Source organism: Shewanella sp. 1180_01 (assembly GCF_052850535.1).
The window spans coordinates 20,373-41,417 of sequence record NZ_VXCT01000037.1 but is presented as its reverse complement, the minus strand read 5'-3'; the positions used below and the strand labels follow the sequence as shown (position 1 = coordinate 41,417).

Sequence of the window (21,045 nt, the reverse complement as noted above, 5' to 3'; positions counted from 1 at the left end):
AAAGGGATATTTTAAGTTTAAGACTCGGTAACATGGGGCATCAGAAATGAGTGTAAGCATTGAAAATTATAGGAAAATTGCTGTCCTGTGCCGAATTGAGCCTGGCTGTCTCGGACCAGATGGTGTGGATCATATTGAGGCTTTTTGTGCTTTGGCCCAGAAAGCGATGCAACATTTCGACGTCGATGTTGGCACTTGGTTGCTGATCCCAAGATACGATAAAACCTTGGATGAGATGCAATACAGTGTTGCCAATAAATTACTTTCCCGCGAACAAGCGACTAAATATCTTGTCTCTATCGGACGTGATATTGATAGTTTTGAAGAAAGATTTCAGGATAAACTCACCTCGCTGATTAATTTATACCTTGCGAGAAAACCTTAAACTGAAGACTGCATGCGGCCGAGATTAACCTAAGCTCTAGCCTCGGCGCTTATATTATCCATCGCTCATTTTTTAAAGTCGTTTTTATTTTCGCATTCAAGTTTTTATAAAAACAGTCAATTACTTCTTATAAAATCAATAGATTAACTGTCATACTTTATCTGCGGCATCATGATTTTCAACCGATAAATTCAGCTCCAAAACTCAGTTGTCGGTAATTAACTCCGTAAAGTACCTCAAAATTTGCTAGACTAGTCGACTCACTTAATGCTGAATCTTTTTCTTGCGGTATACCCAAATTTTTTGGGTGGTAAGGATGAGTGTAAAGGACGGTTGATGTTCAATCCCATTCCAGAAACCAATCCATACATTAGTTTGTTGCAGCAGGATTTCGGGTTTTCTGAATTTCGGCCTGGCCAAGCACAAACGATAACACAACTGTTGGCGGGGAAGTCGAGTTTAGCGATTTTTCCGACGGGTTCAGGTAAATCCCTTTGTTATCAATTTACAGCATTGCAGTTACCCCATTTGAGTTTAGTGATTTCGCCTTTACTCGCCTTGATGAAAGATCAGCTGGAGTTTTTACAATCTAAGGGAATTCATGCGGCCAGCATAGATTCAACCTTAAGCGCCGAGCAGAGTCAGCAAGTGATGGCTGATGCGCGCTCTGGCAAGCTGAAAATCTTGATGGTGTCGGTGGAACGTTTCAAAAATGAACGTTTTCGGCAATTTATTCAATCGGTTCCGCTGTCCATGCTGGTCGTCGATGAGGCGCATTGTATTTCAGAGTGGGGCCATAATTTTCGGCCCGATTATCTTAAATTGCCCGACTATCGGCGTGAGCTTGAGATCCCATTGGTACTGTTATTGACGGCCACAGCAACACGTAAAGTGAAACTGGATATGGCCAAGCGCTTTGATATTGCGCCTGAACACATAGTGCAAACGGGATTTTATCGACCCAATTTAGATTTGACTGTTCTGCCTGTATCAACGCAAGAGAAGAATGCCTTACTGGTTCAGCAGATTGCATCTTTCTTAGGTGCCGGCATTGTGTATGTAACTTTGCAGCAAACCGCCGAAACGGTCGCACGACTTTTGAGCCAACAAGGTATAGTCGCCAGTGCCTATCATGCTGGATTTGAAGATGAAAAACGTCAACAAATTCAAAATGATTTTATGCAGGATAAGCTGCAAGTGGTAGTGGCAACCATCGCTTTTGGCATGGGAATCGATAAGAGCAATATTCGTTTTGTGATCCATTACGATTTGCCTAAATCCATTGAAAACTACAGCCAAGAAATCGGCAGAGCAGGGCGTGATGGTGCGTTATCCCATTGTGTCACTTTGGCCAATCTTGACGGGCTCAATACCGTTGAAAATTTTGTGTATGGCGATACGCCGGAGCGAGAAGGTATAACACAAGTCATTGAGGCTATTCGACTTGAACAAGATTCCGGTCAGTGGGAATGTCAGCTCAATGGCGTGTCGACGGCGAGTAATATTCGCCAGTTACCGTTAAAAACGTTACTTGTGCAGCTAGAAATTTTAGGTGTGGTTAAGCCGTTATTCGCTTACTACGCTGACGTTAATTACAAGTTTTTGGTCGACAAACACGCCATTCTGAGCCGATTTAATCCCGAGCGGCAGGCGTTTTTGACGCAGATTTTTAATCATACGCAGATGAAGAAAATATGGGGCGCGTTAGATTTTGATGCCTTGTACAGTGCGACGGGTCATGAGCGCAGCCGCGTGTTAGCCGCGCTGGAATATTTAGCTGAACATCAGTTGATTGAATTAGAGACTAAACGAATTACCGATGTTTATCGGGTGGATGTTGCCGCATTAGCGCGTCCCGAACTCATCGATGAGCTGTACCATTATTTTATTGATAAAGAGCAGAAAGAAATTGCGCGAATAGCACAGTTAGTCCGCTTTTTTGAGCTTGAGACGTGCTTAAGCCACAATCTATCCCGTTATTTTGATGATAATGAGACGCCAGCGGTCTGCGGTCATTGCAGTGTTTGCCGCGGCAATATTGCTAAGTTGCGCTATTCGACGGAACCGACTTGGCCGACAGATCAGCAGATATTGGCTGATTTGCGTGAGTTGAAACATCATTTAACGGCTAAAGGCATTGATGCTTTGTCACTCGATACCTATTGTCGTTGCCTCGCTGGCATGTCGGTTCCTTTAGTGAGTCGTTTTCAAGTGCGTAAGTTAAGTGGCTTCGGCCGCTGTGAAAAATTGAGATATGCTGAAATTAAACAGAAAGTTGAGTCACTGTTGTCGCAACTAGATGATAAAAGAGTTGAACATGAATAAGGCCGTAAAAAAGATGTTAGCCACCCATGAACATTTAGTTCACTCTGAAGGTGTGACTGTGGTTTCCCATATGCAAAGGGAAAAGGCTGACTGGGTACAACATACTGTTATGATTGAAGATTGTGATGTACCGTTTAAATTCAGACGGGTGAAAAAATATCGTAATCTGCAAGGGCAAAAGATCAATGTCATCTATTACCCAGAGACAGAAACTGTGGCGGGTTTTGAAATAGAAATCATGCAAGTCGTTAGAATTAAACGATTCTAGTTAATGTTCTTCGAGTCTTTGCTTTTATCAACCAGCAAAGACTCGAAGCGCATTCGATTGATGACTCGAGCGTTAAAATCGTGCTACTTACTTGGAATATTGATAGGTTGAATCCACTTTCCACGTTCTGAAACGCAGTTCCGCGCCTTCTGGTAGATAAAATACCTTAGGTAAACGACTGTCGTAGCGCATTTTCAGTTCACCCGGAATACGTACAAAAGCCTCTTTCTTCGCCAGTTCGAAACAGGCCATCATAGTGCTCGGCCCTTCAGCGATTTCATCCACTTGATAGTAGTTATAACCCCAACCTTGTACTGTCAGTTCCTTCAATTCCCCGTTTAATCCATGCTTATTGCAATCGACCATTTGAGTCTGGCCAATTTGGATTTCTATCATGTAATCATCTTCGTTTTCTAACTTAGGCAAACTCAAAATGTGCTGCACCATACCAGCCGCCGGAGTAGGGAACATCTTAGTCGCTTCCTGTGTGCTGTAATCTTTTGAGTCAAAACGTTGAATGCTGATCATAGGCGCATCTAATCCTGTTGGGTGTGGCGGGCTGACTGCCGCAGCATTGAATGACAATAATGCAAATGCAAGGGGAACAGTGCTAACGCTAAATAAGGTCTTCAATTTCATCTTGTTTCTCCTAATCGAACTGAATGGATGTCGACAAGTTTGTCGTTGTTCTTCCCCTATAAACGCGGCAGAGATAAAAAAGGGTTAAATTATTCAATAAAAAATCGATTTTTACCCAAATAATTTTTATCCATCTGAATAATAAGGGTTAATTTCTCTTTCAAATGACTTATTATGTTAAGTTCGGTGCTATTTCAATTATTTGCTGTGGCTGTTTAATGACTCATATCATGCGAAAAATATACGAAACAGCCTAGATAAAAACCTTAAAACTTGGATTTCAACTCGTTCTGAAAAACCGATTCTGAGTCTTTCTACAACTGCGTAAGGCTGCAATAAAGCCAATCTTACTCTGCTGACTCAGCTGTTTTCACACATAAATCAAACGCTAATCCATTAAACCTTGCCTGATATCCTTTGCCTAGTCTAGCTGCCTATCTTAATTCACATATCAGCGTCTCGACTCGTGACAGGAGTACTGGTGCATTATGGGGATCCGCATGTATGTTTAAAAGTTTGAAAACGGTATATCTTGATAAATGGTTAATTTGATCTTCATATATTTTGATTTTCAAACTATAATTCTGGCAACACGTTTTTTATCATTGATAGCGATGGACATGGAGTAGGAATTACACAATGAAATCAACTACAGCCGAGCAAGCGACAGGGCATCAAGCTACTGCCCACCGCCAAGAGCACTCACTCGCCCAGTGGCAACACTCCCATCACTTTTCGAGTCAGAACCGCGATGGCGAAAAGAACACGCGCTATGTACTGTATTTAACTGTGATCACTATGGTGGCAGAAATTGCTGCCGGAACCATTTACGGTTCTATGGCATTGCTCGCCGACGGTTGGCACATGGGCACCCATGCAGCGGCCTTTATGATCACCCTGTTTGCCTATTCCTATGCTCGTAAACACGCTAACGATCCTGCCTTTGCCTTTGCCTTTGGCACAGGTAAGGTGAGTGTGCTTGGCGGTTACACCAGTGCAATAGCCTTAGGTTTAGTGGCATTGGTGATGTTGATTGAATCGGGAATGCGGCTGATCAGTCCTGAGCAAATTCATTTCAACGAAGCTATTTTTGTGGCCGTTATTGGTTTAAGCGTCAATATACTGAGTGTGTTTTTACTTAAAGATCATCATACCCACGACCATGGGCACGCTCATGGTCATAGTCACGGTCATGATCATAGTCACGACCATGATCATGAAGACGAACATGCTCACGCGCATCATAACAGCCAAGCAAACCCCCATGACGATCATGCCCATACAGCGCATTCACATGATGCGGAGCTGCACCCGCACCATGACTCACATGCACACGATGAAAGTCATCATGATCACAGCCATTGCCAACATGAACAGGACCATCAACATAGTGCTGAGCATGAGCATGAGCATGAGCATGAGCATGAGCATGAGCATGAGCATGAGCATGAGCATGAGCATGTGCATGAGAGCCAGAAAGCCCACGGTGGCCATGATCACAACTTACGTGCGGCCTATTTTCACGTACTGGCCGATGCGTTAACGTCGGTGCTGGCCATCGCTGCCTTGTTGTTTGGTAAATACATGGGACTAACTTGGCTCGACCCGATTATGGGGATTGTCGGCGCTGTGATTATCAGCCGTTGGTCTTGGGGACTCATTCAGCAAACCAGCCCTATTTTGCTGGACGGCGGCGTTAAAGCATCATTGCAGCGTAAGGTCGTGGAAACTCTTGAGGCCGTGCCGGATCATCAAGTGGCCGATTTACATCTTTGGCGAGTGAGCGCCGATCACCATGCTATTATGGTGTCCATCGTGTCCCATTCACCGAAAGATGTCAGTTATTTTAATCAGTTACTGTCACAATTTCCTGAGTTGGCCCATATCACCATTGAACTCCATACTTGCCGTCAGCGCGAGTGTATGGCTAAGGAAGCCTAATGACTGTTGAACATCATCATTTATCAAACCTGCATTCAAGTGAGCCACATACGACTGCTCACTCAACAGCTGGACATTCAACTGATCATGCATTAAATCATGTGATTATTGAATTTTACGAAAAGCTGTCATCTTGGGAGCATGCCATTGTACGTGACAAAGGTTTTAGTCTGTCGCAGGTGCACACGATTGAGTTACTTGGCGTGCATGGCGCCATGCGGATGAAGGAATTGGCGGACAAGATTGGTGTCACAACGGGCACATTAACGGTTCAAATCGATAAAATGGTGGAGGCACAGTGGGTCGTGCGACGCCCCCATGAAACCGATCGCCGTTCGATTCTGGTGGAGTTAACCGATAAGGGGCAAGCCTTGTTCCTTGAACATGATGCTCTGCATCTACAACTCACCACAGATCTCACCGCAAAAATGAGCAGTGAGGAACGAATCGTGCTGCTTAATTTGCTGTCACGCATGAATAACGAGTTTTAATTTACCTTACGTCATCGACTAAAAAGCGTCCCTCGTGGACGCTTTTTTATAGCACGACATCTTTAAAAACGCGATTCATTCTAGATTAATCATCAGCTATTACAGTACCTTACCTTTTGTTACATTCTTGTTGGATTAATAGTTGAACTGGATATTAATTAAGGTAATGTAAGGGCAGATCTCAAGATGGACTTTGTATAAAAGGAATAGAATGAATAATAAATTACTGCCTTGGTGCATTGCAGGAGTGCTCGGAATGAGCGGTCAACTTCACGCAGAAGAAGATAAATATATTTGGTTGGAAGATGTTGAAGGCGCTAAGCCTATGGAATGGGTAAAAACCCAAAATGCCACATCGGCCGCCGAAATTAAAGCCTTCAAAGGTTTTGATACCTTAGTGGCGAATAGCCTCGCCATCCTGAACGATAAAGAACGCATTCCCTACGCCACTCATATTGGCGACAAGTTATACAACTTTTGGAAAGATGACACCCAGGTGCGCGGCATTTACCGTCGCACCACAATGGAAGAATATGCCAAGGCCGATCCTAAATGGGAAACCGTGCTCGATATCGATGCCTTAGGTAAAGCCGAAGCCGTCAATTGGGTATTTAAGGATATTAGCTGTCAATATCCCGAAAATGAGCGCTGTTTTGTCTCATTGTCTCGCGGCGGTGCCGATGCGGTGGAAGTGCGTGAATTTAATCTCAACACTAAATCCTTTGTTGCTGCCAAAGATAAGCCATTCTTTTTAAAAGAAGCCAAATCGAGCCTGAGCTGGATAGATAAAGATCACGCCTTTGTCGGTACTGATTTTGGTGATGGCCAAAGCATGACGGATTCTGGATATCCAAGGGGCCTTAAACTGTGGCAACGCGGCACGCCACTCGACCAAGCTAAGCCTGTTTTTACCGGCGATAAGGCTTCAGTTGCAGTCTCAGGCTGGGTGTTATTCGATGACAAAACCCCACTGAGTTTAGTCACCGAAGCGCATACTTTTTATACCGCCAGCCAATATGTGTACCAAGACGGTAAACTTATTGGATTGCCCTTACCGCAAGATGCTGAGATTAAAGGTTATTTCAAAGGTAAGTTATTCATTGAGTTAAAGAGCGATTTAACCAATCAAGACGGCAACTTTAAGCAAGGCGCGGTCGTGTATGCCGATGTGGCGGATCTTATCGCTCAAAAAGCCAAGTTCAGTTTATTTGTGAGCCCGACTCAAACCGCATCGATTGCGCAGCTCAGTTTTAGCAAGAGTGCAATTTTTGTTAATTGGCTCGATAACGTGAAAAGTAAATTAGTGCGTTATGAGCAAGACGAAAAGGGCGCTTGGCAGAGCACTCACGTACCGTTTGAAGCGAATGGCGCCTTGACTGTAATGGATGTTGAGCAAGACAGTGATGATTTCTTCGTGAATTACACTAGTTTTCTTGAGCCTTCAAGTCTCTACACTGTGAATGCCAAAACCTTAAATCCAAAGAAAATTAAAGGTATGCCGCAACAGTTTGCTGCGGACAAGTTTAAAACCGAGCAATACTTTGCGACGTCTAAAGATGGCACTAAAGTGCCTTATTTTGTGGTGATGGCTAAGGATCTTAAGTTAGATGGCACCAATCCTACGCTACTTTACGGCTACGGCGGGTTTGAAGTGTCGCTGCGTCCTTCTTATTCGGCCACCATTGGGAAGAATTGGTTAGAGCAGGGCGGCGTCTATGTGTTATCCAACATTCGTGGCGGTGGCGAATACGGCCCTGCTTGGCATCAAGCGGCGTTAAAGCAAAATCGACATAAAGCCTATGAGGATTTTGAGGCAATCGCTGAGGATTTGATTGCCCGTAAAATCACCTCAAGCAAACATTTAGGCATCCAAGGCGGCAGCAACGGCGGCCTGTTAATGGGCGCGGCATTTACCCGCAGACCAGATCTTTATAATGCTGTCGTGTGCCAAGTACCTTTACTTGATATGTTTAGATTCAATAAGTTATTAGCAGGTGCTAGCTGGATGGGCGAATACGGTAACCCAGATATTCCTGAGGAATGGGCGTACATTAAAACCTACTCTCCGTACCATAATCTGCATAAAGACGTGCATTATCCAAAGGTCTTTTTCACTACTTCTACCCGTGACGACAGGGTTCACCCAGGTCACGCCCGTAAGATGGTCGCTAAGATGAAAGACATGGGGATTGATGTGTTGTACTACGAAAATATCGAAGGGGGCCACGCCGGCGCTGCAGATAATAATCAAGCTGCGGAACTTAATTCAATGGCGTTTGCCTACTTACTACAGCAATTACGATAATCACCGCCGGGTTAACATAAGTTGTTAACAAGTTGGTGATAAAGCCGAGCAATGCCCTAATAGGTTGGGGAGCAAAAAACGGTCGAACTGATTGAGGTTCGGCCGTTTTTTTTACTTTGTTTTTTAATTGTTAACATTATCCACAGATAATTTGAGCCATTACCAAGAGCTTGCTACTATGGCGAAAAAATTTGACCGTTACAGCCTAAGATTACCTTAAGAATTGTAAGTTAGTCTCGGCATACAACTAATTTGAGTGAGAGCTATCAGTGCTAGCAAGATTTAAGACTCTATCGGTGAATCGATTCACTTTTATCACAGCGTTATTTTACGTTTGTATTTTCAATATCCCACTATTTGGCATCATTAAAAAAGGCATCGAAAAACAACCGGATGTCGATCCAATCTTCATCGCTACTATGCCGTTGTTTTTAGCCTTTGCCCTCAGTTTTGTGTTTTCCTTATTTACGGTGAAGTACCTCGTTAAGCCGTTTTTCATCATACTCACCTTATTGTCATCGAGTGTGTTCTTCGCCGCCTATCAATACAATGTCGTGTTTGATTACGGCATGATAGAAAACACCTTTCAAACCAATCATGCCGAAGCGCTGATGTATGTGAATTTTGCTTCGATAATGAATATGGTACTGACAGGGATTTTACCTGCGTATCTTATCTATAAGGCCGATATTCAGTACCAGCCTTTCTTCAAAGAGTTACTGCATAAAGTGCTGTTTATGCTGGCGATGTTGGCGGGACTCGGCATTATTGCTTTCTTTTATTTCCAAGATTATGCCGCCTTTGGCCGCAACAACGACGAGCTAAAACGTTATATCGTGCCGACGTACTTTATTGGCGCTGCGTCTAAGTACATTAATGTGCATTATTTGCAAACGCCGATTGAATATCAGCAACTGGGTCTTGATGCCAAAAATGTCAGTGCCAACCCTAATGGTAAACCTAACTTATTAGTGCTTGTGGTCGGTGAAACCGCGCGGTCTATGAATTATCAGTATTATGGTTATGACAAGCCAACCAACGCCCATACCCAAGATCAAGGCTTGATTGTCTTTAAAGATACCAGTTCATGTGGCACTGCAACGGCTGTTTCTCTTCCTTGCATGTTCTCGCGCATGGGACGGGAAGATTACGATTCTCGCCGTGCCTATGCCCAAGATACTGCGGTAGATGTGTTGAACCATGGCGGGATTAAAGTGCAGTGGTTTGACAATGACTCTGGTTGTAAAGGCGTGTGCGATCAAGTTGAAAACATTACGATTGATTTGAACAGCGATCCTGAGTTGTGTACTGGCCAATATTGTTTCGACCAAGTGTTACTCAACAAATTAGATGAAACCTTGGCCACTGCAGAACGCAAAGATACTGTGATTGTGTTGCATGTGATTGGTAGCCATGGACCGACGTATTTCTTACGTTATCCACCGGAGCACCGTAAGTTCACACCGGATTGTCAGCGCAGCGATATCCAAAACTGTAGCCCAGATGAGCTGATGAACACCTACGACAACACCATTTTATATACTGACTACATCATCAGCGAAGTGGTGAAAAAGTTACAAAATCAGCAAGATAAATTTGATCCTGCCATGTTGTATCTCAGCGACCACGGCGAGTCTTTAGGTGAGAAGGGCATGTATTTACATGGCGCACCTTACAGCATTGCGCCAATTGAACAGACGAGTATTCCTATGCTTGCTTGGGTATCTGAGGACTTTAGTAAAGATAACCAATTAGACATGGCCTGTTTAGCTGAGCACGCGGCGAAGGGCGGTTTCTCCCATGACAATTTATTCGACAGTCTTTTAGGCCTAATGAATGTCAAGACCGAGGTATATCAGCCTAAGTTAGATATCTTTGCCAGTTGCCGAGGTTAATTAACCCATTAACTCGTCAATATTGAGTCGCTAACATTATCGTGCGACTCAATGTTATCTTGTGACTCAGTATGATCTACTGGCCATAAGTTATTGAGTGATACCTCGTTAGTTTGTCGTAGTCGTTCCAAGTATGAACTTCAAAGAGGATGGCAACATCCTCTTTTCTTTTGCTCCCTATCATAATAATTGATTTCTCCCATATCCAAACTGAAGCACTTGAGTTAACTTAATGCATACAAAAACATAACAAGTCTATGGTTCGCGATTTATGTCTTCTACTGCAGAAAATAAAGAGCTTGATTCTGCCGCGCAAATTTTGCGTTTGGCCGTACCGCAAATGTCTGCCCTCGATATCCCCGTTACACCTGAAAACTACACTGTTTGGTATGAATATTTTGCAGGGACAAATCTCGATTTAAACCGTGCGATTGATGGCTTTCTGGCAAATTCGGTCTCTTTTACCAAGGAGGTCAACACCAGCCTGTATAAGAACTTTATTCAAGAACAGTCACCCGAAGTGATTGAAAATGTGCAGATTGAAACGCAAATCCTGATCAATAGTTTGTTAAGTAAAATCAGCCAGTTGAGTCAAGGCACCGCGGCGTTTTCAGGTTCATTAGCCGAGTTTGGTTTACGCCTACAGACGAATCCCGACATTAATACCTTAAACGAGCTGGTTGACGGTGTAGTCGATGAAATGCAGATGCTACTCATCAACAACCGTGAGATGGAGCAAAGCCTGTGCACCATGGGCCAAGAAGTGCAAAATCTTAAATCGGAAATGGAAAACCTGAGCCTGGCAGCGATGACTGACCAATTAACCTCGCTGCACAATCGCCGTGCCTATGAGTTAAGTATTCAAGATCAAATCTACCTCTCCCAAGATCACCAAACCCGTTGCAGTCTTTTGCTGATCGATATCGATAATTTTAAAGCTTTTAATGATACCTATGGCCATTTAACCGGCGATAAAGTGTTGGCCTATGTCGCATTAGCCTTAAAACAATGTGTGCGAGGGGATGACTTTGTGGCGCGCTATGGCGGCGAAGAATTTGTGGTGGTGTTACCGAACACTCATTTTCACGATGCATTACAAGTGGCTGAAAATTTACGGGAACGTATTTCTGAGCGCCGCTTAACCATAGGGAAAGACAAAAAGCTTTCCCTTGGCGCAATTACTGTTTCGATTGGTCTCGCTTCATTACAGCAAGGCGACGATGCAGAAACCCTCTTCAGCCGCGCCGACAAAGCGCTGTATCAAGCTAAGGCCGAAGGCCGTAACTGCGTGAGAGGATAAATAGGTAGGGGATTTACGGCTGAGTTTTTGCTGGTTCAGTTACCATAAGCAGGTTAATTTTGCTGCGTTTATTCAGCCAATGGTTCACGACTTAGGCTCATTACCCATACTCTTCTCAAGCATCCTGACATTTTAAGTGATTAATAGATAAGACTAAGTTGCATAAAAATTGAACTTTGTGGTTGTACTATGGATTTCAGCAGATGTGATAACAAAACGCCGCAAATCATTGCGGCGTTTTTGTCAGTTTGGATAGGCGCTATTTATCAATGGGCGGTTTTAAATCCATATGCATTTTGATCAAATGCTCCTCCATGTCGAAGCTCACCTTAAAACCGAGACTCTTGGCAAGGCTTGCCATATTGCGATTTTCGAACATGGTAAAGCCGGTGAGCACAGGCGTATCGTTAGCTTGATAATACTTAATCAGTTTTTCGAGCAACAACTTACCTAAACCTATTCCTTGATGATCGCCGCGCACTGCCATGGCAAACTCGGCCTCGGTATTGTCGGGGTCGATGGACGCACGCACCGCACCTAAGGTGATGTCATCCCCATCGGGGCCTTTGGCGGTGGCGATAAAGGCCATCTCACGGGCGTAATCGATTTGAGTTAATACCGCCATTTCTTCATGGGTCATTTTCGACCGCACCCCAAAATAACGTTTGTATCTGTCTTCATCGGATAACGAATTATCAAAGGCCAAATGCTTGGGCTCATCTTCGGGAAGAATCGGTCTTAGCATCACCTTTAGGCCATTTTTAAGCTCGGCAACTTCTTCTAATTCCTTCGGATACGGCATGATGGCCATGCGCGATGAACTGTCGGCATTGGCATCGTGCAAACGGATATTCACATCAAGCAGCGTGATGTTTTCACCCGCGGCTAATACTGGGTTTAAATCCAACGAAGCGATTTCGGGGCAATCGATAATGATGTGGGATATCTGCGTTAGCATCACGCACAGGGCATTCATGTCTAAACCGAGCGGTAAATGCCTGTCCTTCAACTTATGGGTTTTTAACGCTTGGATCACCATGTAACGCGCCAGTGCCATATTCAGTGGCGGCAGGGCAACGGCGGCGTCATTAGTGGGATCCCATTCAGAACCGCCTTCACCCAAACAAATCGCTGGACCAAAGACGGGATCGCTTATTACGGCAACACGGATTTCCTGTGCGCCAGCGGTCAACGCCATCTTTTGCACTATCATGCCTTCGATAATGGCTTCGGGATTGGCTTGATGCACCCTCTGGGTAATCGCACTCGCGGCGTGGCGGATATCTTCGGCCGAGGTTAGATTGAGCATCACTCCGTGCACATCGGACTTATGCAAGATGTTCGGAGACTGCACTTTTAATGCTAAGGGATAGCCCGCCTCATTAGCGATGGCGACCGCTTCATCGGCATCTTTCACAAACCAAGTGTCTATCGTGTTCAGTCCATAGGCGCGCAAAATAGGACTTGCCTCGTGGGTTTCGAGTACCGATTTACCTTTCGCTTGAGCCGCTTGCAGTAATGTGCGCGCCGTGTGGCTATCGGTAGGAATATTGTCGGGGATCGATTGCGGTACTTCTTGCAGCAGTTTTTGGTTGCGGCGGTATTCAACCATGTGCATAAAAGCACCCACGGCGCCTTCGGGCGTACGATAGGTGGATATGCCGCCTTTAGTGAAGCGTTTTCGCGCCTGATAGGCTGAGTCTTCGCCGCTCCAGTTGGTCAAAATATTAAGGCGATTCTTTTTCGGATGCGCGTGGATCACGCTAATCAAGGCATCGGCGATTTCAACGCTTTCACCGAGCGCCGAAGGTGAGTGTAATACCAAAATGGCATCCAGCTCATTGGAATCCATCAAGATAGTCAAGGCTTTAGCATATCGTGACGCGTTCGCATCACCAATAATATCGATGGGATTTTGCCTTGACCAAGTATTAGGCAACACGGCCTCTAATTTCGCTATGGTGTCATCTGACAATTCAGCCAATTTACCGCCGCGCATAATGAGTTCATCCACCGCTAACACCGCGGGGCCACCACCATTACTGATAATGCCTAAGCGTTCACCTTGCAGCGGATTAGAATGCGCGAGGCTTTCAACCGCGGCAAAAAGTTCAATTAAGTCGTTAACCCGCAGCATACCCGCACGGCGAAATGCGGCTTCATATACGGCATCGTTACCGCCAACACCGCCCGTATGCAATTTTGCGGCGCGGGCACCTTCGGCGCTGCGGCCAGATTTAATCACCAAAATCGGTTTATTGCGTGAGGCGGCTCGGGCAGCGGAGAGAAAATGGCGTTTCTCATTCACAGAATCGATATAAAGCATGATGGCACTGGTGCGACTGTCGCGACCAAGGTAATCGAGCAATTCGTCAAAGTTAATGTCGGTGGCATCGCCCAGAGAGATAAAGGACGAAAAGCCAATACCTTTGTTATTAGCCCAATCGAGTACTGTTGTACAAATGGCGGCCGATTGAGACACGAAGGCAATTTTACCCGGTAGGGCGCTGGCATGGGCTAAACTGGCGTTTAATCCTAATGGCGGCAGCAACATACCTAAGCTGTTTGGCCCCAGAATACGCATCCCGTAACGCTTGGCATTTTGCATGGTCAGGTCGAGCAGACTCACGCCATCTTCGTTAAATTCCTGCGCCATGCCCGACGCCATAATTATCGCCACTTTACAGCCAAATTGCGCCAGGGTTTCAACGATGGCGGGCACACGGCAAGCGCGGGTACAGATAACAGCTAAATCGGGTTTGATGGGTAACGCTTCAATATTGGGATAGGCGAGCACGCCCATCACAGCCCGATATTTAGGGGTGACTGGCATGATAGGCCCAGAAAAACCACTGGAGAGCAGGTTTTTCATCAGCACATTACCCGCGCGTTTCTCGGTATTCGAAGCGCCGATAATGGCTACGGAAGTCGGTTTAAATAAGGAGTGTAATGTACGTTGACTCATAAGCGATTCCATCCCAATCAATGACGCTTCCAGTGTAACCTAGGGTATGAATACTGCACAGTTAAGTTTCGGGTTCTATAAAGGCAAGTTTATTAGCAAATCATGAATTTACAGCGATTTACTGAGGATTGGTGCCCAATACTAAGGATTTCAAGCGGGATAACTGCATTTTCCGCATTGCGACACGTAACAATGTGAAAAATTTCACTTTCATGTTTGAAAATCACCCAATATGAAACTACTTTTTAATCACTGTACAATTATTGTGAAGTCCATATGACATACAAGGATGGGGTCGTTGCGTTGCTCGCGGCAGGCGTTGGATATTTGCTGAGTTTAATCACCTTGTGGGCTATGGGGCCGATTATTTCTGTGTTGATTATGTTGCTGTGGCAATTTTATCAGCACAAGCAAATGCAGTCAGTTCAACAGCATGATGATAAGTCTTCAAACAACCAACTTGCCGCCGATTGGCAAGCTCACGTCAGTCTGTATCAAGAAATGATCACCACACTCAACAGTTGTGGATCTAACATTGACAGCGTACTTGCGGTGCAGGGCGATGCGGTCAATCTGCTGGGAGAGTCGTTTGATGGCTTAGGGCGGTTGATGACCGAGCAAACAGGGTTCATTTCCGCTCTTGTTCAAAGCACTGACGATGCTGAGTTATTCCATTCAGACCAAATGAAACAATTTGCCAATAATACCTCAATGACGTTAGAGCGCTTCATTCAATCCACTATAGAAATGTCGGCATCGACCATGGAGTTGTTGGAGAAAGTGAACCTCATCTATGAGTCTATGCCCCAAGCGATGAAGGCCTTGCAGGATATAGATCAGATCTCTTCCCAGACCAATTTACTCGCCTTAAATGCGGCAATTGAAGCGGCGCGGGCGGGTGATGCGGGCAGGGGATTTGCGGTTGTGGCCGATGAGGTGCGGGCTTTATCCACTCGCAGTGCAGGCTTTAGTGAAGGCATTCAAAAACAGCTTAGATCGATTCAAACTCAGATTGAGCAATTAACCGTACACGTAAGTAAAGTTGCTGCACAAGATATGACTTATATCATAGATGCAAAGAAGGATATTGATACTGCGCTAAGGCAGATTATCGTTAAAGCAGAGAAGGATTCTCAAGTGATCGAACGCATAGATTCATCGGCACATGAACTCGAACAGGCCATTTCAGATACGATCCGTGGCTTGCAGTTCAGTGATATCACCTCCCAAAGTCTGATTTATACCAATCAATCCTTAAGCCATTTAAAAGAGTCCCTCAATCGTGTTGCCACTATGTCACAACAGGAGTTTGGCATTCAAGGTGATGACATTTCGACACAAATGAGTCGCCTACGCCAGGAGACGCATAATCCCGTATCGAGGGATCAAATAACCTGTGGTGAAATTGAACTCTTTTAATTAGGGATAGCATAATGTCAAATATTAAAGTTATTTCATTGCCAGAGCGCTTTGACTTTTATTACCACAAGAAATTTACCAGTGATTATCAAGAGATGTTAATCCTCCCAGAGGTTAATCATATTATTTTAGATTTTAGCCGAGTGCTTTATTTGGATAGTTCTGCTTTAGGCATGATGGTACTGCTGCATCGAAAGGCGCAGGAGTTACATATTTCAACATCTGTCAAAGGGGCACATGGACAGGCGAATGAAATCCTAAATATCGCCAATATGCAGAAAATATACATCATAGAGTAACACTCGTTATGGTATCGATTACTCAGCCTGAACATTTTATATTAGTTGTCGATGATGATGCTATTGCGAGTCAGAGGATCAGTGACTTTATTCATGGCAAAGGTTACAACGTGATTGTTTGTAATGATCTCGAGGAGGTATTTTTTGAAATAACGCAAAATACGGTTGATTTAATCCTGATTAACTACTGGCTCAAAGATGGCACTGCACTAGCGTTACTGAATAAGTTGAACGAGGGAAAAAAAGAAACGCCTGTTATTGTGATGAGTGAGACTAAAGAAAGCCAAAACGTGTTAGCGTGTTTTAGTATGGGGGTATTAGATTTTGTCGTTAAACCGATCAATGTTGAAATATTTTGGTACAAAGTTGAATGCTTACTTAGCCGTGTGCAACTACAACATAAAGTCGAACAACAAAGAATTGAACTCGAAAAAATGCTTTATGAGAAGGCCAGAGAAGAACACATGGCCCGGCATTTGTTTGAGCACTTAGTTAATATTGATAATACTGATTTTGATTTTGTGCAGACCTACTGCCAAGCAAGTGCCCATTTTAGTGGTGATATTATCCTTAATGGCATGGCACCTAATGGCAATTTCTTCTTAATTCTCGCTGATTCAACGGGTCATGGCCTGAGTGCAGCCATGCCGATTATGCGCGTCGCGAGCACATTTAGAGCTATGGTTTCAAAGGGGTTTTCTTTAATAACGCTGATCTACGAGCTGAATGCTAAGGTTCATCGCGAGAATCCAGAAGACAGATTCGTAGCCTGTATTATTTTGGAAGCCGATTTTAATCGCAATAAATTACACATTTGGAATGGCGGTATGCCTCCTGTGTATATTCAGGCAGATGAACACGCCAAGTTACCGAATACTGATATTGAAGAACGACATATTTTAAGTTCAGATAGCCATAAAGCGATAGAACAATTTAAATCGACGAATATGGCACTGGGTATATTGCCGCCACATACGTTTATTGCTGATATTTTTACCGTTGATTTACCGATTAATGGCCATGCCTGTCTTTTTAGTGACGGTTTAATTGAGCAATATACCCATGAAGAACGCCCATTTGGTATTGATAAATTAAAGGAGTTGTTTATTAATTTATCCGGTGGCCTTACCCATTATTTGAATGAAAATATGCATGAGTACTGCTCTACTGAAAATATTGCAGATGATATTACGATTTGCACTTTAGATTTCGAGAAACTAAGCAGTTGGCATCAAAGTCGAGAAGTCAGCCGAGTGCAATCTATTATGGACGGTGAGTTTTGTTGGAATGTCAGCATCGCCGGACCTATGTTACTCAGCGCTGACTATTTAAGCTCATTAAATCAATTTTTAAGCATATTTGGCTTTGCCACTCATTTCTGCCAACGGGTTTTTACTGTCGTCGCAGAGTTATTTAGCAACGCCATTGACCATGGTGTACTAAAATTAGATTCACGGCTAAAAAACGATCCAGAAGGCTTCGAACTGTACCATAGTATTAGGGACAGTTTTGCTGACAGACTTACATCAAACGATTGGGTGAAAGTGAGCATTATCTGGCGCTCATCGAAAAACGAGTTACATATTAGTGTGAGCGACAGTGGAAAAGGTTTTACGGGTAATGAGAACATCATTGCTGATATTCCTCAGTTGTCTGGTCGCGGTATCTCACTGGTGAAAACATTATCTAAGACCTACGAATTAGTATCACCAGGAAATATAACGAAAGTCATAATGGAATAGGGCATGAGTAAAAAAATATTAGTGGTTGATGATTCCGCTGCGATTCGACAAATGGTCGAAGCGACCCTTAAATCGGCTAGCTACCAAGTGGTACTGGCCAAAGATGGCCGAGAAGCCCTTGATCTTTGTAATGGGCAAAGATTTGATTTTATCCTGACGGATCAAAATATGCCGCGAATGGATGGACTGACCTTAATTAAATCCTTACGTGCTATGTCGGCATTTATGCGCATTCCGATCATTATGCTCACGACGGAAGCGGGCGATGACATGAAGGCGCAAGGAAAAGCGGCAGGTGCGACGGGATGGATGGTAAAACCCTTTGATCCTCAAAAGCTGTTAGCGATTACGGCTAAAGTGCTGGGTTAACTGCAACGGGGTGCGCTATGTCCATCAATATGGCCGAGTTCCATCAGGTCTTTTTTGAAGAAAGTCATGAACATCTTGAAAATATGGAACAATTGCTATTGGCATTGGACCTTGCTTCTCCCGATCCTGAAGAACTGAACACGATTTTCCGTGCCGCCCACTCGATTAAAGGTGGCAGTGGTATTTTTGGTTTTACTGCACTGACCAGTGTCACCCATGTGATGGAAAACCTGCTGGATATGACCCGCAAGGGCAACTTCCAACTCACCTCATCGATTATCGATTTACTGCTGAGTACCGTTGATACGCTATCCCATATTTTGAGTCTGTACCGCGAAGAAGAACAAATTGATTGGCAGGAGGTTGAGTACAGTAAAAGCCAATTGGTCGCAGCGTTAAATGGCGAATCCTTTAGCTCATCGGTTGCAGTACGTAATGGCACTGATGTCGCTAACCCCCCTGTGACACCAACTCTCAATGCAGAGCCTTCTGCACCAGTGGAAACCGAGGATGAGCTGGGTTTTGGATTTTTCGAAGATGAAATGGAGCGCGATATTGTTATCGAAGGTGAAGACTTTGGATTTTTTGAAGAGGCTTATCAAGCTGAAGATATTAGCGTTGAGAGTTTAACATCTGAGGTTAGTGTCAGTGTTAATAGTACCGCAGAGCAGTTAGTTACTGCCTCTGATGATGAATTGGGTTTTGGTTTTTTTGAGGCATTAACCCCTGAATCCTTTGCCAATGAAATCGAATTACTGAGCTCAAAACCTGTGGAACCTGCGGCTGCTAAACCTGCCACTAATAGGGCGAATCAAGTTAAGGTGACCGCTAATACTCAAGCAAAACGTAGCATATTTAAAGAGAAGGAAACAGAACCCAAAGCACCTCCAGCAACCAGCGTGTCAGCAAGTACAAAGGTAACTCCAAGCTCAACTGCAGCACTCAATCCAGCCGTTACGCCAAAAAATACTCAAGCTGAGGTGAAAACGGCGACTAAAAAAACCGCCGCGTCAGCTCCGGATGCCACCTTAAGGGTCGAAACCTCCAAAATCGATACTCTGGTCAATCTGGCAGGCGAATTGGTCATAACTCAGTCTATGTTGACTCTAATCGGGAATGAGTTGACTGGCGAGATCGGCGAGCGGCTTAAGACTGCACTCAATGAATTGGAACGTAATACTCGCGAAATGCAAGAGGCAGTGATGTCGGTGCGTATGCTGCCGGTATCTTTTGTGTTTAACCGTTTCAATCGATTGGTGAGGGATCTTTCTGAGCAACTGGGTAAAAACGTCAATCTCGTGATTGAAGGCGGCAACACAGAAATTGATAAGGGCATGATTGAAAAGCTTGTCGATCCGCTGACCCACTTAGTGCGCAATAGCTTAGATCATGGCATCGAAAAACCCGGCATTCGTTTGGCAGCAGGTAAAGCAGAAATTGGGCAACTTTTTCTCAAAGCGAGTCAACGTGGCGGCAGCATAGTCATTGCTGTGTACGATGATGGCGCAGGTTTAAGTCGTGAGCGTATTATCCAAAAGGCGAAAGAGAATGGTATTGCTATCGCGGAGAATGCAAGCGACAAGCAAGTCTGGCAATTGATTTTTGCCGCAGGGTTTTCAACCGCGCAGGAAGTGACAGACGTGTCTGGTCGAGGTGTCGGTATGGACGTGGTGCGCCGAAATATTGAAGCCCTAGGAGGGAGAATCGATATCGACTCAGTGCAGGGCAAAGGCGCGACCTTTGAGATCCAATTGCCGCTCACCCTTGCGATTGTCGATGGTATGAGTGTGTCTGTTGGCAATCAGATCTACATTTTACCCTTAGTACACATCATAGAATCCATTCAGCCGCAAACCGAACAACTCAAATTTCTAGCCAAAGAAAGACTCCTAAAAGTGCGTGAAGAGTACTTACCTCTACTTAATCTTCATCAACTGATGGAGATTGAGCCCAAGGCTAGCACGCCAGAAGAGGGCATAGTGGTATTGCTCGAAAGCAACCACAAGCGCTTTGGCCTGTGCGTTGATGCCTTAGTTGGCCAGCAGCAAGTCGTGATCAAGAGTCTTGAAAAACATTACCGCAGGATCCCCGGAGTTTCCGGCGCCACCATCATGGGTGATGGTAGCGTTGCTTTGATCCTCGATGTCGAATCGCTTGCATTGCACATCAAAAATTAAGGAACAGCAAATGGAGAGTCGATCAACCATGGCCGCCAAAGTGGAATACAGTTCCCAGGATGAAGTCGAGTTTTTGAGCTTTGTATTGGGTGATGAGCACTATGCCCTCGATATTATGTCCGTGAAAGAAATTCGCGGTTATGAGCCTGTCACTAAAATCGCCAACGCCCCCAGCTTTATTAAAGGTGTGTTAAATCTGCGCGGTGACATAGTGCCCATAGTCGATTTACGGATGAAGTTTGCTGTTGGAGCAGCCACTTATAACGAGTTCACTATCGTTATTATGCTCAACGTGTTCGAGCGTATTGTCGGCATAGTGGTCGATGCCGTCTCCGATGTGATTAAGCTATCAGCGGAGGAAATCTTACCCGCCCCAGAATTTGGAGTGGCGTTCGATAGCCGCTACCTCAAAGGCTTAGCCACGGTCGAGGATAAGATGATCATTTTAGTAAATATTCAGGCTCTGATCAGCAGTGATGAGCTGGGTCTAATTGATGCAAATAGTCTGACTGATCAGGAGTAACA

The 21,045-nt window shown here is 44.5% G+C and carries 16 protein-coding genes; 14 read left to right on the top strand and 2 right to left on the bottom strand.

Going from position 1 to position 21,045, the window contains the following annotated elements:
- Window positions 1–46 precede the first annotated feature (46 nt).
- The 3 genes from FW758_RS17125 to FW758_RS17115 all read left to right on the top strand — a co-directional run bounded on the left by FW758_RS17125 (window position 47) and on the right by FW758_RS17115 (window position 2,978).
- Window positions 47–385, top strand: a complete 339-nt coding sequence (locus tag FW758_RS17125; protein ID WP_446446017.1) for a hypothetical protein — start codon at window positions 47–49, stop codon at window positions 383–385.
- 336 nt (window positions 386–721) lie between these two features.
- Window positions 722–2,710: a RecQ family ATP-dependent DNA helicase gene (locus tag FW758_RS17120; protein WP_446446016.1), complete on the top strand. Its 1,989-nt coding sequence runs from the start codon at window positions 722–724 to the stop codon at window positions 2,708–2,710.
- On the top strand, window positions 2,703–2,978 hold the full coding sequence (locus FW758_RS17115; RefSeq protein WP_259211921.1) for a hypothetical protein: 276 nt from the start codon (window positions 2,703–2,705) through the stop codon (window positions 2,976–2,978). The genes FW758_RS17120 and FW758_RS17115 overlap by 8 nt, the downstream gene beginning before the upstream one ends.
- 87 nt (window positions 2,979–3,065) lie before the next feature.
- Here the strand turns inward: FW758_RS17115 and eco are convergent, their stop codons facing one another.
- Window positions 3,066–3,617 (bottom strand): serine protease inhibitor ecotin, encoded by a 552-nt coding sequence (eco, locus tag FW758_RS17110; RefSeq protein ID WP_446446015.1) that lies wholly within the window; start codon window positions 3,615–3,617, stop codon window positions 3,066–3,068.
- A gap of 639 nt (window positions 3,618–4,256) precedes the next feature.
- Between eco and FW758_RS17105 the strand changes: the two genes are divergently transcribed.
- The 5 genes from FW758_RS17105 to FW758_RS17085 all read left to right on the top strand — a co-directional run bounded on the left by FW758_RS17105 (window position 4,257) and on the right by FW758_RS17085 (window position 11,549).
- Entirely contained in the window at window positions 4,257–5,558 is a 1,302-nt protein-coding gene (locus FW758_RS17105) for a cation diffusion facilitator family transporter (RefSeq protein WP_446446014.1), read from the top strand.
- Window positions 5,558–6,049 (top strand): MarR family winged helix-turn-helix transcriptional regulator, encoded by a 492-nt coding sequence (locus FW758_RS17100; protein WP_446446013.1) that lies wholly within the window; start codon window positions 5,558–5,560, stop codon window positions 6,047–6,049. Before FW758_RS17105 ends, FW758_RS17100 begins: the two co-directional genes overlap by 1 nt.
- A 211-nt stretch (window positions 6,050–6,260) precedes the next feature.
- A complete protein-coding gene (locus tag FW758_RS17095) occupies window positions 6,261–8,354 on the top strand; it encodes a prolyl oligopeptidase family serine peptidase (protein ID WP_446446012.1) in 2,094 nt (697 codons plus the stop codon).
- 269 nt (window positions 8,355–8,623) lie between these two features.
- The gene (locus tag FW758_RS17090; RefSeq protein ID WP_446446011.1) at window positions 8,624–10,249 is read left to right on the top strand and encodes a phosphoethanolamine transferase; all 1,626 of its coding nucleotides are present in this window, start codon (window positions 8,624–8,626) and stop codon (window positions 10,247–10,249) included.
- 271 nt (window positions 10,250–10,520) lie between these two features.
- Window positions 10,521–11,549, top strand: a complete 1,029-nt coding sequence (locus tag FW758_RS17085) for a GGDEF domain-containing protein (RefSeq protein ID WP_259528897.1) — start codon at window positions 10,521–10,523, stop codon at window positions 11,547–11,549.
- Window positions 11,550–11,808: 259 nt separating this feature from the next.
- Here FW758_RS17085 and FW758_RS17080 read toward each other — a convergent pair whose 3' ends face one another.
- Window positions 11,809–14,514 (bottom strand): acetate--CoA ligase family protein, encoded by a 2,706-nt coding sequence (locus tag FW758_RS17080; protein WP_012089264.1) that lies wholly within the window; start codon window positions 14,512–14,514, stop codon window positions 11,809–11,811.
- Window positions 14,515–14,790: 276 nt separating this feature from the next.
- On the opposite strand from FW758_RS17080, the gene FW758_RS17075 reads away from it, so the two are divergent.
- The 6 genes from FW758_RS17075 to FW758_RS17050 are packed head-to-tail and all read left to right on the top strand — an operon-like array spanning window position 14,791 to window position 21,043.
- On the top strand, window positions 14,791–15,933 hold the full coding sequence (locus FW758_RS17075) for a methyl-accepting chemotaxis protein (protein WP_446446010.1): 1,143 nt from the start codon (window positions 14,791–14,793) through the stop codon (window positions 15,931–15,933).
- Between the two features lie 14 nt (window positions 15,934–15,947).
- A complete protein-coding gene (locus FW758_RS17070) occupies window positions 15,948–16,232 on the top strand; it encodes an STAS domain-containing protein (RefSeq protein WP_446446009.1) in 285 nt (94 codons plus the stop codon).
- A gap of 8 nt (window positions 16,233–16,240) precedes the next feature.
- A complete protein-coding gene (locus FW758_RS17065; RefSeq protein WP_446446008.1) occupies window positions 16,241–17,974 on the top strand; it encodes a SpoIIE family protein phosphatase in 1,734 nt (577 codons plus the stop codon).
- 3 nt (window positions 17,975–17,977) lie between these two features.
- Entirely contained in the window at window positions 17,978–18,343 is a 366-nt protein-coding gene (locus tag FW758_RS17060) for a response regulator (RefSeq protein WP_446446007.1), read from the top strand.
- Window positions 18,344–18,360: 17 nt separating this feature from the next.
- On the top strand, window positions 18,361–20,520 hold the full coding sequence (locus FW758_RS17055) for a chemotaxis protein CheW (RefSeq protein ID WP_446446006.1): 2,160 nt from the start codon (window positions 18,361–18,363) through the stop codon (window positions 20,518–20,520).
- Between the two features lie 10 nt (window positions 20,521–20,530).
- Window positions 20,531–21,043 carry a chemotaxis protein CheW gene (locus tag FW758_RS17050; protein WP_446446005.1) on the top strand — a complete coding sequence of 171 codons (513 nt, stop codon included), beginning with the start codon at window positions 20,531–20,533 and terminating at the stop codon, window positions 21,041–21,043.
- Window positions 21,044–21,045 lie beyond the last annotated feature (2 nt).

Excerpts from the sequence above, each read along its gene's own strand:
- eco (WP_446446015.1), bottom strand. The coding sequence starts at position 3,617 with ATGAAATTGAAGACCTTATTTAGCGTTAGCACTGTTCCCCTTGCATTT.
- FW758_RS17075 (WP_446446010.1), top strand. The coding sequence starts at position 14,791 with ATGACATACAAGGATGGGGTCGTTGCGTTGCTCGCGGCAGGCGTTGGA.
- FW758_RS17070 (WP_446446009.1), top strand. The coding sequence starts at position 15,948 with ATGTCAAATATTAAAGTTATTTCATTGCCAGAGCGCTTTGACTTTTAT.
- FW758_RS17085 (WP_259528897.1), top strand. The coding sequence starts at position 10,521 with ATGTCTTCTACTGCAGAAAATAAAGAGCTTGATTCTGCCGCGCAAATT.
- FW758_RS17125 (WP_446446017.1), top strand. The coding sequence starts at position 47 with ATGAGTGTAAGCATTGAAAATTATAGGAAAATTGCTGTCCTGTGCCGA.
- FW758_RS17080 (WP_012089264.1), bottom strand. The coding sequence starts at position 14,514 with ATGAGTCAACGTACATTACACTCCTTATTTAAACCGACTTCCGTAGCC.
- FW758_RS17120 (WP_446446016.1), top strand. The coding sequence starts at position 722 with ATGTTCAATCCCATTCCAGAAACCAATCCATACATTAGTTTGTTGCAG.
- FW758_RS17100 (WP_446446013.1), top strand. The coding sequence starts at position 5,558 with ATGACTGTTGAACATCATCATTTATCAAACCTGCATTCAAGTGAGCCA.
- FW758_RS17060 (WP_446446007.1), top strand. The coding sequence starts at position 17,978 with ATGAGTAAAAAAATATTAGTGGTTGATGATTCCGCTGCGATTCGACAA.
- FW758_RS17065 (WP_446446008.1), top strand. The coding sequence starts at position 16,241 with ATGGTATCGATTACTCAGCCTGAACATTTTATATTAGTTGTCGATGAT.
- FW758_RS17055 (WP_446446006.1), top strand. The coding sequence starts at position 18,361 with ATGTCCATCAATATGGCCGAGTTCCATCAGGTCTTTTTTGAAGAAAGT.
- FW758_RS17115 (WP_259211921.1), top strand. The coding sequence starts at position 2,703 with ATGAATAAGGCCGTAAAAAAGATGTTAGCCACCCATGAACATTTAGTT.
- FW758_RS17095 (WP_446446012.1), top strand. The coding sequence starts at position 6,261 with ATGAATAATAAATTACTGCCTTGGTGCATTGCAGGAGTGCTCGGAATG.
- FW758_RS17050 (WP_446446005.1), top strand. The coding sequence starts at position 20,531 with ATGGAGAGTCGATCAACCATGGCCGCCAAAGTGGAATACAGTTCCCAG.
- FW758_RS17105 (WP_446446014.1), top strand. The coding sequence starts at position 4,257 with ATGAAATCAACTACAGCCGAGCAAGCGACAGGGCATCAAGCTACTGCC.